Origin of the sequence: Campylobacter concisus, from assembly GCF_003048675.2 — a bacterium.
GTDB lineage: Bacteria > Campylobacterota > Campylobacteria > Campylobacterales > Campylobacteraceae > Campylobacter_A > Campylobacter_A concisus_F.
Window position 1 is genome coordinate 250,700 of sequence record NZ_CP060707.1, and the last position, 15,328, is coordinate 266,027.

Sequence of the window (15,328 nt, forward strand, 5' to 3'; positions counted from 1 at the left end):
ATAAGCACTCTAAGTAATACTAATATCATAAATACACCAACTTATACTTTCTCTTATGCAGACCTACTAAAGCTCCACATCAAACGCAGCAATAAACTCTGCCATCTATAAAACAAACTTTAAAGATGCACTACTATCAAATTTAATCTCTAAAGCAACAGACAATGCTTACAAGGCAGTAGGAGGCTACTCAAGCAGTGAAGCAAATATAAACTCTAACTCACTATTTAAAGAATCAGGCTTAGGTAAGATAGCTCTTCACTCAGCCGTAGGAGCACTATCAGCAAAGTTATCTCATGAAAACGTTGCAGCTGGTGCATTAAGTGGAGCTGTAAATGAAGCAGTCTCTTCTATATTATATAAAGACACATCAAATATGAGCACTAAAGAGATAGAAGCTTATAACAATAAACGCCTACTAGCATCCCAGCTAATAGGAATAATAGCTGGAGGCATAGCTAATGGAGATAAAGGAGCAAACACAGGATATAAGATAACCACAAGTGCAGATACTTATAATAGACAGCTTCATCAAAGAGAGATAGACTTTATAAACAATAAAAACAATATAGAAAGCTTTAAATCAAAGCTTCAAACTACAACAAATAAAATTTATAGTGATGATGAAGCAAAATCTATCCTAGCAAAAGCAGCACTATCTCTAACAGATAGATCATTTAACGAAGCATATAGACAAAGCCTAAGCTCAAATGAGTCTTTACAATATAGAACTAGCAACAATTTCATAAAAGCAAGTAGCTTTTTACAATACAACAGCCTAGATAATACAAATGCCTTTAATCCAGATAAAAAGCAATATGAGGATAGGGTATATCTATCTAGATAGTTTTACTAACAATAGAAGGACACATGATAAAAGCAATTTAAAAGTAGATACAAAAGCTTAGTAATGATATAGCAAACTTTGCAACAGGGTTTGCAAAAGGTGGAATAAATCTTGTAAAAGATACAATAACGGGAGTTTATCATTTAGTAAATAACCCAAAAGAATTTGTTAATGCGTTGGCTAATATCCCAAATATACCAAGTGAAATAAAAGAAGGTATAGACAAAGGCGACCTTGATGTAGTATTAGGTGACTATGAGAGTGTAACTGCAAGGGATACTGAATTTATAGCTGGACTTACTGGCTCTGGTGCTATTACAAACAAAGCTGGAAAAGCAACTTGGGATAGAGTTGGCGATGGTGTTTTAAAGCCAATTGACGATATTGTTGATAGTTTTTCGAAATATCATATAAATAATACCTTGAGTGGTTTAGACAATTTTTCAAAAAATATACCAAACATTGGCAATATTCCAAATAGAGAACTTGCACAAAATATAAATAAAGCGGTGCAAGATATTATTAAGGAACCTATAAAAACAAATACACAACTTAAAAAACATAATGGCTCTATCTATAACAATTATGAGAAAATTTGATTACCATCTATATCTAACGGAAAAAGAAATACAATATAGAGAATACAGGGTGGAACCAGTAGATAAAGCAAAAATGTTCATAGAATAGTAGTGGGAAGCGACGGAACTATATTACTCAAACAACCATTATGGACAAAAATGGGAATGGTATCCCTTTTTATAGAGTTGGTGTATTGCCAAAAAGAAACGATAAATAAAATGTTTGGAGGTATTAAATGATAGAAGTTAGAATTGATTTTTGATGAAATTGATAAGATTAGAGAATTGAACTATGCTTATGGCAATCGTATTCCAGAAAATATAAAAGAAAAGATGCTATATTTTTTATCGCTAAAACTAAATTACCTCCAACTCATAATTGGGATACATTTAAAGATTCTATCAATATTTGCATTTTTAAGGAATTGCAAGAATTTAAACCAGAAGACGGTTGGGCTAGCTATGATGAATTACTTTAATGATAAAAAGAAGAAGATAATAAATGTGGAGTTAAAAAAATAAACAAGGCGTTAGGGATAATTTAAAGTTAATTTTTTTATAAATTTTTAATAAATTTTACAAAGAACATAACGAATTAGCAAATAAATTATTGGATTTCATCAGCGATGTGAAAAAGTGAAATGTTAAATTACTGTGATAAAAAAATAATAATGATTTTTAAAATATTACAGTAGTTATCAAAAGTTAAAAGATGAAAATAACTCAAAATAAACAAGTGAAGTTAGAAATTTTGAAGGTGTAAAAACGGAGTCAAATTAAAATTCAAATCATCGCTTGATCTATAGTAGTTTGAAAATGGCTACAACGTAGAGGCTAGCTCTCATACTTCTAAAAAGAGCAAGATATCTTTAAATCCAAACGCATTTTATAAGAGCAGCTTTGATCTTGTTGCAAATGGCAGTAAAAAGGCAGTTTATAGCACTATAGACTCAGGCAATGATATAAATTTAAATGCCAAAAGTGCTCTTAGCCTAAAAGGTGCAAACCTAAACTCTGGCAATGATACAAATTTAAACGCAGAGCTTATAGCTATATCAAACACAAATGATGAAAGCTACCATAAAGAGGAGCATAAGAGTAGCAGAGTAGGGTATCTTAAAAGCCTAATGAAGTGCTAAAAGATATCGTTGTCGATCTAAAAAGAAAGCTAAACCCTCTAAAAAGAAGCAAAAGATAAATTTAGCTCACTTAGCACACCTACATTTGTAATAGGAAAAACATCTACCAAGATTTCAGAAAGCAATAGCCTAGAAGCTAAAAGCCACTAACATAAAAAGCTGGCAATAATATAAATATCAATGCCAATAAAGATATAAACATAGTAGCCTCAAATGTAGATGCTAAAGAGAACTTAAATTTAAAGGCTAATGAAGCGATAGAAATTTCATCTACAAATAGCATCTCTAATGCCAAGTCAGAATCAACCGCAAGAAAAATCCTAGGCAAACAAAGCGCGTCAGCAAGCTCAACAAATGAAGAGGTTGTTAGCTCAAATTTAAACTCCAAAAACATAAACATAGCCTCAAACCAAGATACTACACTTATAGGCTCAAATATCAGCGCAGATGAGAGCTTAGATATAAAAGCTGATAATTTAAATTTACTCCCAGCATCATATAGCCTAGAGAGCTCATCTAAATTTAAAGACTCAGGCTTTGGCGATCTAATGAAATCAAATGGTGAAGAGAGTAGCTCAAACTATAACCTTGCTACAAGCACACTATCGGCAAAAGATATAAGCCTAAGCTCAAATACCATAAACGCTCTAGCATCTGTAATAGAGGCTACTAATGTAGATGTAAATACAAAGCTTTTAAATTTAGTCTCAGCAAAGAGCACATCTGTAAATACAAGCCTAAGCAACAATGCAGGAGTTTTAACAGCTACTATAAAAACAAAAGGCAAGATAGAAGAGATAGAGATACCTGCCATCATCAAAGTAAAAGATAAATTTACACTAAATGGTAAAGATATAACAGACAAGCTAGACACTACAGCCTTTAAAGCCATAAACGACTCTTTAAACTCAGAGGAATTTAAAGAAGGAGTTATAAGAGAGCTAAGATCAAACTCAAATACCCCAATAGATGAAGAGACAATAAATCAAGTAAAAGCAGTTCTAAATTCTAAAGAGTGGGAAGATAAGACAACTACTCTTAGCGGTATGGGAGCTCTAATAATAACAGCCATCGTTACATTCCTAACAGCAGGAGCTGGAACCGCTGTAGCTGGAGCACTTGGAGCTGCTGCTAGCTCAACCGCAAGTGCAGCCATATCAGCTATGACAACAGCTGTCATAGCAAACTCAACAGTCCAACTAACAAACAATCTCTTATCTCATGGCAAGGTTAAATTTGACGCATCATCCCTAGCTAAATCAGCCATTAGTGCAGGGGTAGGCTCATATGTTAGTAGCTATATATCAAGTATAAGCACTCTAAGTAATACTAATATCATAAATACACCAACTTATACTTTCTCTTATGCAGACCTACTAAGCTCCACATCAAACGCAGCAATAAACTCTGCCATCTATAAAACAAACTTTAAAGATGCACTACTATCAAATTTAATCTCTAAAGCAACAGACAATGCTTACAAGGCAGTAGGAGGCTACTCAAGCAGTGAAGCAAATATAAACTCTAACTCACTATTTAAAGAATCAGGCTTAGGTAAGATAGCTCTTCACTCAGCCGTAGGAGCACTATCAGCAAAGTTATCTCATGAAAACGTTGCAGCTGGTGCATTAAGTGGAGCTGTAAATGAAGCAGTCTCTTCTATATTATATAAAGACACATCAAATATGAGCACTAAAGAGATAGAAGCTTATAACAATAAACGCCTACTAGCATCCCAGCTAATAGGAATAATAGCTGGAGGCATAGCTAATGGAGATAAAGGAGCAAACACAGGATATAAGATAACCACAAGTGCAGATACTTATAATAGACAGCTTCATCAAAGAGAGATAGACTTTATAAACAATAAAAACAATATAGAAAGCTTTAAATCAAAGCTTCAAACTACAACAAATAAAATTTATAGTGATGATGAAGCAAAATCTATCCTAGCAAAAGCAGCACTATCTCTAACAGATAGATCATTTAACGAAGCATATAGACAAAGCCTAAGCTCAAATGATCTTTACAATATAGAACTAGCAACAAATTTCATAAAGCAAAGTAGCTTTTACAATACAAGCCTAGATAATACAAATGCCTTTAATCCAGATAAAAAGCAATATGAGGATAGGTATATCTATCTAGATAGTTTTACTAACAATAGAGAATTTTATGATAAAAATTTAAAAGTAGATACAAAGCTTAGTAATGATATAGCAAACTTTGCAACAGGGTTTGCAAAAGGTGGAATAAATCTTGTAAAAGATACAATAACGGGAGTTTATCATTTAGTAAATAACCCAAAAGAATTTGTTAATGCGTTGGCTAATATCCCAAATATACCAAGTGAAATAAAAGAAGGTATAGACAAAGGCGACCTTGATGTAGTATTAGGTGACTATGAGAGTGTAACTGCAAGGGATACTGAATTTATAGCTGGACTTACTGGCTCTGGTGCTGTTGCAAACAAAGCTGGAAAAGCAGCTTGGGATAGGTTTGGTAAAAAGCCTAGTGAGGTAACTAGTGATGTTACTAAAATAGACAATCCAGCCATAGAGGCAGTAAAAGACAAAGATAGTGCCGCAAATGTTGCTTTGTATGAAAAGTATAAGAAGGAACTTTATTTTTTGGAGATATTTAATTCCGATGGCACCTTAACCGAAAATGCTATTAAAGCATCTAAAATAATAAATTCCTCCTCTGGGGAGAAGATAGGCAATAAAAAGCTTATTGCAGAACTATCAAAACGTGGTGATATAAAAGATTGGGTTAAAGCAAAGGTAAAAGTAGGTAAAGATGAAGTCCATTTTTATAAAAATTTAAAAACCAATGAAGTGTACTATGAGATGGATTATAAAACAAAATTTGGTGGTAAAAAATGAAAGTAAAACTAAAATCAACCATTGATATTTCATCGCTTGAGCTTCGCGAGCTAAGTGCATTTGATGCGCTTAAAAAAGATACTATTTATGATGTCTTGCTGATGGAGATGTATGAAGGGAAGGTAAAATTTATCATTGTGTATGACAAGGATGATTTTGATGGCATTTGCGGATTTAGTGCTGAGCTTTTTGATATTATTGATGGCAGTATCCCAAATAGATGGAATATTGTTAGGATAAACGATGTCTTAAGTATTGCCCCAAGAAATATTAATTATGAAAATTTTTGGTCGGATTTACAAGAAATCTTTGAAGATGATCTAAATTTTAGAGAAAAAGATAAGAGATACTATTTTGCATTCAGAAATTATCTGATTGAGTTTGCTGGTTTTATTGATTTTAAAATTTATAAAAGAGAATTTAGAAAAATCTTTAACGACTATCAAGATCCAAGTATCAAAGCTATCGGAGTAGATACGCAAGAAGATAGCTATGTGGTTTGTCCGCATTGTTATAATGCAGAGCAAGTAAGCGCAGAACTAGGTGTTATAAAGTGCGAAAAATGCCACCAAGAATATAACAACCCACTTGCCAAAATTTGTCCAAGTGGGATAGAAGTGGTGGATGAATAGCTAGTAATAATTATTATAGTTGCATACTTCAGCAGAAAACCTGAGAAATGGGGTAAAACAACTGGTAGTATGGATACTTGGGAATTTGCAAGGCATGAAGCATTTGAAAGATATTTTTAAATTCTAATATTAAATTTAAGAAAGTTACAAATAGTAAAGGTATAACATTTTTGGAAAAAGATTACCAGATGGTCGTGGCATTAGATTGGAATTAAATGGAAATTTTAAAGGTTTTATAGATTGATGGAAATATTAGAATTGTTATTAGATAAAGTAAAATTAGAAGATTGCTTAAATTTAACAAAAGTATTGATAGAAAAATCTGAGGAAATATTAAATGTAAAATCCACTATTTATCCTAATTTATCAAAAAGAAAATTATAAAAATTTTTAGGTTTGATGAAACACAAAATGGGTATATATATTTTCAGTTCAAAGAAATTCAAAATTTTTTGATTTAAAAATTTTGAATTTTTGAACTATATATTCTAATATATAATAATGAAAACGAACTAACATTATCTTTTGATTTTAATGAAGCAAATAAAATCCCTTACAAAATTCTATTGATTTTTTTGCAAGAAAATGGCAAATGCATTAAATACAAAGTTTTATTATTGTGGTTTAGAGCCTGCTCATGATACCAACACACAGTTTTTACATACAATGGTGTAGGAAAAAAATAAAGTGGTAAATAAAATAATAAAATCGAGTTTATGGAAATCTTAATGCTATTAAGGGAAATTAAAATGAGAAAAATAAGGGAATTATTGGCAAAGTCTTTGTTTAGATTTGCTTCAACAGATTATCAAATACATTATATTGATAATTCTACTATTTACGAGTATGTGGCGCCAGAAGACTTAATTGAAGAAGTTGCAAATTTTTGTAGAGAAGCACAATTAGATTGTTTCAAAAATAATTTTTCAGAACGAGAATTAGAATTTGCAAATATATTGCGAAATAAAAATACTCAACCTGCCAAATGGTGATATATACGGAACAACTATATGGGCTGGATTAAAAAAATAGATGCAGAAAAAAATTTCTTTAAATATTTTGGGTTATCGAATAAAAAGATTTTGATTATAATACAATAGATAATATAGACTGCAATGATTTTGGTAAATAAAATAACAAAAATCAGATTTACGGAAATCTTAATGCTATTATGGGAAAAATAAAAAAATGTATCAACTAAAAAAATATTATTAGAAAGGCTATTTGAATTAGCTTCTACTGAATATCATATATATAGACAATGCTACTACTGATAAATATACTTGGGGTGATGAATTAGTAAATGAGATAATTAATCCATTAGAACTTATACAAAGGCCAGAAAAATAAGTATTTATTTGATAATAATGAGCTCCTAGCTATAAAAGAATATAAAAATAAACTTGATACTATTTGTAAAAAAATAATAATACGGATACAGATTTATATGAAATGCCAGAAATTTGGAATAAGATAATTATAAGTTCTGTAAAATTTTACTAAAATTTATTAGGTTATTCCATTAATGACTTTGATGAAGATGCGAAATTGATAGCCGAGCATAAAATTTAATAATATAGTAGCGGAATCCCTTTTACAAAGCTGGCAAATTGCCACAAGGAACGATAAAACAAATTTTTGGTAATATACAATGATAGATGTAAAAAAATTGATTTTGAAGAACTAGAAAAAGATGTAATATATGCTGATGAATTTGGTGAATATAAACCAAAAAAATATAATTGAAAAAAAGTTTATGGCTATTTATCAAAAATTAAACTTGCCATTGCGTTTCGGACCAGATGGTTTTAAGGATTTTTGGTTGATTAGATATAAAGAATGGGAAGAATATCGAGAAGTAGATGAATGGGGAAGCTATGAAGAATATCTGCAAGAAAAAAATCAGAAAAATTCACAATATGGGTTAAAAATAAATTTGGTATTAGAGATGATATGACAATACATTTTTAAATTTTAATAATTAAACAGAAATATAAAAAAATATAGCCAATGATTTATTGGTTTTACTTAATGATGTCATTAGTGAAACAGCCAAATATTCAACAGATAATGGCAATGACTTATTAAATATTACAATAGTTATTGAAAGCTAGAAGCCTATAATTCACCATAATTTTAGAGTTAATTAATAACATATCATATAATTAGCCAAAAAAACACTCATCTAAAAAGGATCACTATTAGCAACAGGAGAGTATGATAAAGACAATACCTTTATAGATAACCACAACCTACTTTAAAAACAAATACCCTAAGCTATGAGAACCTATCAAATACAAGCTATAACAAAGGATCATCTCTTAGTATAGGAGCTAACTACCAAGTAGGTAAAAAGATGATAGTAAAGCTAAGGAAAATATATTTCAAATAGTGGAAGTCAGTTATCAAGTAGCATATCTAAAAATTCAAAAAAATACAAGAAGCTACTAAAAAAAGCATTAGACTACGCAAATAAAATTAAGGATTTAAAATGAGTGAAGTAATTTTTAAAAAATTCTAATTTGAAAAACTGAATTAACTTATGCTTCTAGTTTCATAATCTATGATAGTTTAAAAAGAATTTATTTATTCAAAATATAATGGAGATTGTTTAAAAAAATAGATATATTCGGTAATATAGATAATGATTTTAGGGCAATTGCTGTTATAGCAGCAATGGATAATGAAAATGATGAAATAATACATAAGCTTAATTTGCAATATTTTTGATAGAAAATATGACTATGGTGAATTTGATATTGTTAAAGAAATAGCTAATGCAAAAATCTTGTGTTCTATTAAAATTAAAAAGAGAGCGAAATTCTTACAAAGATATTATCTTATATTTCTTTTGAAAAATTTATGGGTTCTTATTTTTTTCAAAAGGTAGGCTTATTGGAGAAAATATCAATAATTTGAAAATTTATCGGTGTTTGTGGGGGATCTAAAAACGAAAAATATATTGAAAAATAAATTTGTTGGATTTGATTAAAAAAATATTGAAAATATAGAAAAATTCAGATGATTTTTTTATACAACAAAATTCATAAGTGATTGTATGTGAAAAAAATAATTATATTGTTAATTCAGAAAAATTTTTGATAAAAGAATTTTAAAACTTTACTCAAAAATAAAAAAATAAAAAGTGTGTGATAAAAATCGAAATTTGATTTTGAAAATGTTTGTGTCAGTATAGAATTGATTAAATTTTCTAATTACCAACAAAAATTTAGTTGGAAATATTGTGTATAAAATCCTTTTTGGGGAAAAAGACGAGGTGCTAGAAAGTTGTTTGTCTTTTTGGAATTATAAAAATAAAAATCCTATAAAAAAATGGTATTAGGCCGGGCATTATATTTATAGAGCAAGATAAGATTGATACTAATTTATCGATTTTATCTTGTTGAGACATTTTTAATTTTGAATTAGCAAAAAGAACCGTCACTAAATATTAGAGTTCAATTTTTTTATAAAGTTTGATGATCAATTCTCTATGCTATTTGATATATATGATGATAGAGGATTTTATGCTTATTACTTATAAATTTAATGAAAAATGGATGAATCGAAATTTATGATAAACAAGGCAAACATCAAGGATCATATTCCACACTTACTGATGGAACAAAACCAAGATGGACGATAGATATTCCAATGGAGATTTTGTTGGTAAAAAAATGGTAAAAATCTTTATGAAATTAAATTTAAATAGGGAGAATTTTCTATGAAACAATCAGAAATTTCATATATCAAAAAATTGTAAATAAATATTATAATGAGGCGTTAGAGTGCTTTGGATGTTCTTCTCACATATTGTTTTGGAACTATGATGAATTTAAGGATAATCTAGAATATAATTTTGAAGCATTTTTGTATATGTTAAAAAATTGATAGATAATGGAGAAAATTTTGGTTTTTAGTTCCATATTGTTTTTATGACAAACAAACAAAAAAACATATTCAACAAAAAAATTAAAAAAGAATAAATGGTGAGCGGGATATTTTTGGGATATTCCATCTGATGAAATTATAAATTATACACGCAGTGTTTTTACCGAAAAGATTTGAATGATATAAGTAACTATTCAAATAGTAAAAAAACTATGGTATTTTTGGTATGATGATTGTCCGCAAATCCGTTGGGTTGATAAAGAAAAATGAGAAAGATTTATTAGTATCGTAGGGTGGCATTTATATGAAAAATGTAAATCTTAATCATACGGAAGTTGAAAATGCAATAGCTAATGAACTATATGGTAAAAAAACCTTGAAATAAATAAGCATTATAAAAAAATACCATTGAAGTAAATGGCATAACAATAGAATATAATGCTTTTAAACGAGATAATGGAGTTATAAATATAGAATTTACTATGTGCCAGAAACAAAATAATTCTATAAACAACGATAAGTTTCCCCGATATTTTAAATAGAATATTAAATGTAATGTTAAAAAGATATTGCCTATAAAGATGAACTTATTGCGCATCTAAATGCTCTTTCGCTAAAAATGTATAGAAAAAAATACGATGGTTTTTGGCATATATATTTGAAAAAAAGATGAAAATGTTGCATCGCTTGATATAAACAAGTTTCAAACTAGAATTGTTGTGGAAATGTATGTAAATAGTAAAAACCATTACCCTACTGACTTTTTATTGCATGTTGTTGATAACCAAGTGCGAGAACTTGAAATTTTTAATGCAGCCGGTGAAAATTATTTGGAATTAGAAAAATTTTGATAACATTAAATTTATGAGTTAAAAAAATGGAAAACCAGAAATCGGAACAATGTTTATACCTTGATAAATTTACAAGTATTGTAGATATTGAAGCTGCAATTGTTAAATTGATAAGTGATGATTTGGGCGATTATGCACTTTACGAACAATTTGAAAAATTCAGAAATTATAAAAAGAGAGATTTCTACTGCCGGATATTATTGTTATTTTGGCTTTAAAAAAGATATGGAAAAAGTAAAAAAATAATGGTTTTATTGGCAATGTAAATTTAATACTTTCCAATGAAAAATATTGGCGGTGCAATGATATTTTTTTAGAAAAATGGATTATTAAAAAAATGATAGAGTGCTATTTTTTTGGCAGCAAAATACTTTCTTTGAAGACATAAACAAGTTTTAGATATTAAACAAATGATAAAAAGATTTGTGCATATAATAAAAAAATTAAGAGTTATACATACAACTTACGTGAATTAGGCAAATGTCAGAACTTTTAATAAATAAAATTCCAACCGATGAAAAACAAGGTTACGATTGATGATGATCTAATTTTAGATAAAAAAACATTTTTTTATCTGTTAGTTTAAATAAAAAGACAAATCTGCTTTTTGTTTTAGTACCGATTTGGCTTTATTTTTATTTTTGCAAAAAATTTTATTATATCGTGCTCTTGATAAAGATTTTTGTACCATTTTTGAATTTATACCCAATTTAAATAATGATATTGTTAATGGGGTTAGATTGGCAAGTAAAAAGTTGTAAATTTCTTTAATCGATATGGAAGATAGTTCTCAAATTTTAAATATACAAAAATCAATATATAGAAATAGATAAATCATTATTTAAAGAAAAAGTTAATATAAAAATAACTATGAAGAAAAAATTTTGTATTTCTATCCTTTAGTGATAAAGCAAAAGTTATTGAATTTTGCAAAATTTTTGCTTAGTTTGGCAAAAAATATGGGACAATTAAAAATATGAAATGATAGATGAAAAATAATAAAATGGCGATAGTAGTAGGGTGAGTATCTTCGTCTATCAAAATGGTTGGCATTTGTATGGATAAAAATAATGATGGAAATATTAGGTTAATAACATCTATTTCAACAAAAATAGGATATAAAATGTTTAATGAATTAGATATTGTAGAAGCTAAATATAATATTTATTTAGTAAAAATAAAAAAATGGTTATTTGATTACTCATTGTAAAAGTGGAATTGATAATAAGGATATTATTTTTTTATCATTAAAAAGGAACAAAAGGGAACAATTGTAATGAATTATAATACAACAGATTGTGAAGTTGAATTTTTCGATGAAAATGATAATGTAATTAAAAATAAGTGAATTTGGATACACTTTGACATTAAATAAAAATATTTAACATTATATAATTTGCCTACCACAACAAAAAGGAATGCAAATATATAAGGAGCTAAAATTCAAATGAAAAAAATATCTCCAAAATACGTAAAAAAATATAGATAGTAATTATATGGAAATATATGCTGATTATTTTGGCTGTTCCTTGCTAACACTCTTTACACAAGATAATTTAGAATTTGAAACAATTGAATATGAAGTTGAAGCTTTCCTATACCTGTTAAAAAATTTATTGATAGTGGGCTTATACTTGTTGTATCGCCACTAAGTGGAGAAAAAGAAAAAATTATTCAAAATATTAAATTTTGGGATACTACTTCGAATACGATAATAGAATATATAAGGCAAAAACTTTCTAAAAATTTAAATTCATTATATGGTAGAATTAACGATAATGATAGTTTTGTAAAATTTTGGTATAAAGATTGCCCAGATATTCGCTGGGTCAATAGAAAAACAGGAAAAATTTATTAGGTTAGCAAATGACTTATCAAGCCTATAAAAAAACCAAATACAAATTAAGACTCAAATTTAAGTTACTAACTTTAAGTTTTGCATTTGTATTTTTTTGTATTTTATGATATTTCAAAGTTATGCTAATGTTACAAATTTCAATAAAAATGTCCGAGCTAACTACTGTGGATACCATTAAAACTTCTGGTTTGCTAAAAATAGAAGCACATTATCTTATAATATGGATCCAAAAGAGCTAATCAATGATCTAAAAAATAACAAAGTGAAAAAATACGAGTTATAAATGAAAATAAACTTAAAATTGATTTTGGTCGGATCATAGGCGAAGTAAAAAATACGATGGTTCATCATCGCAAAATACTACTTGGGGGAATAATCCATATTGATAAAAATGGTGGGGCTCATATCGTTCCAGCATTTCCAGACAAATTTAAAGGTGCATTATGAAAAAAATATTTATTCGATACTTCTATTCGGATTGCATGTAGGTTTTTTAGGAGAAATACGACCAAATATAAGAGGCATTGCCTTTGATTATGGAGATGATGGCACTGTTTATTTATATGGTTATTTAGATAATGAACCAACAGATGAGGACTATGATATTTTTTCGTATGCTTTAACTGAATTATATTCTGTATCACCAGAACTAGATGCAAACGGACAATATAAAGAAAAAATTATATTAACAAAATACAATGGGAAAAATATTAAAAAACAGCCGCATTATATGGATTGGTTTTATATAAGATACGAAGATGATTAAAGATTATAATAAGACATTATAAAAGAAGGTGTAAATCCAAGAAGATAGTGTTGATAGAAATATTTATCAGCTTGGTGATGCTAGAGTAGTAACTGAAAATAATGATAATATTATAATTAGTTTTATAAGAGCTAGCCAATGAAATGGATATATCCACAATTAATTGATGATTTGAAGTATTATTGTAATAGATTTATTAATGGCGATATTGATATTCAAACTATTCAAAATAAGATATATAAAACAGAAATGCAAATAGTTGCTATAGAGGAGCAATGGCTAAGAAAGATATTATCCAATATAGAAAATAAAATTGAATTATCTATGTTTACATTAGAAGATGCTGAATTAAAAAAGAATGTACGTGAAAAAATAGATAATTTATTAGACATATTGTATAAATTTGAAAATGATATGAACTAGACAATATTATAGAAGTCGAAAAATACCTTTGGTAATATTAAGGAATTTTCAAATGCCTTTAATCCAAATAAGAAGCAATATGAGGATAGGTATGTCTATCTAGATAGTTTTATTAACAATAGAGAATTCTATGATAAAAATCTAAAAGTAGATACAAAGCTTAGTAATGATATAGCAAACTTTGCAACAGGATTTGCAAAAGGTGGAATAAATCTTGTAAAAGATACAATAACGGGAGTTTATTATCTAGTAAGTAACCCAAAAGAATTTGTCAATGTGTTAGCTAATATCCCAAATATACCAAGTGAAATAAAAGAAGGTATAGACAAAGGCGACCTTGATGTAGTATTAGGTGACTATGAGAGTGTAACTGCAAGAGATACTGAATTTATAGCTGGACTTACTGGCTCTGGTGCTGTTGCAAACAAAGCTGGAAAAGCAGCTTGGGATAGGTTTGGTAAAAAGCCTAGTGAGGTAACTAGTGATGTTACTAAAATAGACAATCCAACTTCTAACACAAATATAAAACACAATGGAAATAGTGGTAATGATGGGGTTGGGGTTACTGGAAATGAAGATAGGGTAGCTACTGGCACTGTTGGAGACATTGTTGAGAATAAAATTACAAGTAAAGAAACCGTATTAGAAATTTTTAATACAGTTGGTGTAAGATCTATCGGAAAAGGGAGTAAAGGAGTTAGACTTGTTAAAGACAATAATGAATTGAACTTGGTGTGGGATAAATTAACAAAAGATGCAAAAGATATTAAGCCAGTTTTAGCTAATGATAAGACAATTATAATTAGAAAAGAGCTTGATGATGGAACTATAATAAAATATAGACCCACCTCTAAAAGTGGCGGAGCTACTATTGAAATTGAGCCGGTAGGTGGTGGAATTCGTAAAATTCACTATAAGGAGTAAAAATGAAATACAAGATAATAAAAAGCGATAGTGATGGTTGGTATTTTAATGATGATTTTGAAATGATCAGATATTTTGGATTAGACGATGATGACACCTTTTTAAAATTTTTAATTCAAATTCCAAATATTACAAAAATTGATATTTTAGAATATTTTGAACTAGCAATTTTGGAATTATGTTATTTCTATGAACCAGATATGTCTCGAAATTATTATATACACGAAGAATTAGATAATAAATTTGGTGAAAATTCTCCCAATGCAACTTACGCAAGTGAATTTTATGCTGTTGTGGGGCAACTTTTTTTAGCTGGATTTATTGATTTTGGTGTAGAAGATGGTAATTTAGATGAACTCGGAACGGATTTTTGAGACAAATTATCCAAAATAGATTTAGGTATGACTATTTATGAAAAAATGGATTTATTTTAGAAATAATTATTTTTATAACAAGAAAAATTTATAAAAAGCGGATTTGATAAAGATGAATACGAAAATATTAAATTTCTTTTTAAAGATATGTGGCGACATC

The 15,328-nt window shown here is 28.5% G+C and carries 12 protein-coding genes and 2 pseudogenes; all 14 read left to right on the forward strand.

The features are described 5' to 3' along the window. Positions 1–85: 85 nt before the first annotated feature. A pseudogene (locus CVT00_RS10415) lies at positions 86–313 on the forward strand (DUF637 domain-containing protein); the annotation flags it as partial. Between the two features lie 63 nt (positions 314–376). Further along, positions 377–847, forward strand: coding sequence for a hypothetical protein (locus CVT00_RS10125; RefSeq protein WP_230853774.1), 471 nt, complete (start codon positions 377–379; stop codon positions 845–847). 176 nt (positions 848–1,023) lie between these two features. Then, on the forward strand, positions 1,024–1,446 hold the full coding sequence (locus CVT00_RS01340; RefSeq protein WP_196376869.1) for a hypothetical protein: 423 nt from the start codon (positions 1,024–1,026) through the stop codon (positions 1,444–1,446). Between the two features lie 842 nt (positions 1,447–2,288). After that, positions 2,289–2,564, forward strand: coding sequence for a hemagglutinin repeat-containing protein (locus CVT00_RS10420; protein ID WP_196376895.1), 276 nt, complete (start codon positions 2,289–2,291; stop codon positions 2,562–2,564). A 200-nt stretch (positions 2,565–2,764) separates the two neighbouring features. Beyond that, positions 2,765–3,037, forward strand: a pseudogene (locus CVT00_RS10425) (hemagglutinin repeat-containing protein); the annotation flags it as partial. A 75-nt stretch (positions 3,038–3,112) separates the two neighbouring features. After that, positions 3,113–5,449, forward strand: coding sequence for a DUF637 domain-containing protein (locus tag CVT00_RS01355; RefSeq protein WP_196376870.1), 2,337 nt, complete (start codon positions 3,113–3,115; stop codon positions 5,447–5,449). Beyond that, entirely contained in the window at positions 5,446–6,081 is a 636-nt protein-coding gene (locus CVT00_RS01360) for a hypothetical protein (protein ID WP_196376871.1), read from the forward strand. The genes CVT00_RS01355 and CVT00_RS01360 overlap by 4 nt, the downstream gene beginning before the upstream one ends. 749 nt (positions 6,082–6,830) lie before the next feature. Continuing rightward, positions 6,831–7,073, forward strand: coding sequence for a hypothetical protein (locus CVT00_RS01365; RefSeq protein WP_196376872.1), 243 nt, complete (start codon positions 6,831–6,833; stop codon positions 7,071–7,073). 716 nt (positions 7,074–7,789) lie between these two features. Then, a complete protein-coding gene (locus tag CVT00_RS01370; RefSeq protein ID WP_196376873.1) occupies positions 7,790–8,038 on the forward strand; it encodes a hypothetical protein in 249 nt (82 codons plus the stop codon). Positions 8,039–11,880: 3,842 nt separating this feature from the next. Beyond that, positions 11,881–12,033, forward strand: a complete 153-nt coding sequence (locus CVT00_RS01375) for a hypothetical protein (protein ID WP_196376874.1) — start codon at positions 11,881–11,883, stop codon at positions 12,031–12,033. A 1,030-nt stretch (positions 12,034–13,063) separates the two neighbouring features. Beyond that, entirely contained in the window at positions 13,064–13,447 is a 384-nt protein-coding gene (locus tag CVT00_RS01390) for a hypothetical protein (protein WP_196376875.1), read from the forward strand. 138 nt (positions 13,448–13,585) lie between these two features. Continuing rightward, on the forward strand, positions 13,586–13,870 hold the full coding sequence (locus CVT00_RS01395) for a hypothetical protein (protein WP_107915969.1): 285 nt from the start codon (positions 13,586–13,588) through the stop codon (positions 13,868–13,870). Between the two features lie 276 nt (positions 13,871–14,146). Further along, positions 14,147–14,794 (forward strand): hypothetical protein, encoded by a 648-nt coding sequence (locus CVT00_RS01400; RefSeq protein ID WP_196376876.1) that lies wholly within the window; start codon positions 14,147–14,149, stop codon positions 14,792–14,794. Between the two features lie 2 nt (positions 14,795–14,796). Continuing rightward, complete coding sequence (locus CVT00_RS01405; protein ID WP_196376877.1) at positions 14,797–15,168, forward strand: hypothetical protein; 372 nt, start codon at positions 14,797–14,799, stop codon at positions 15,166–15,168. The last annotated feature ends 160 nt before the right edge of the window (positions 15,169–15,328 follow it).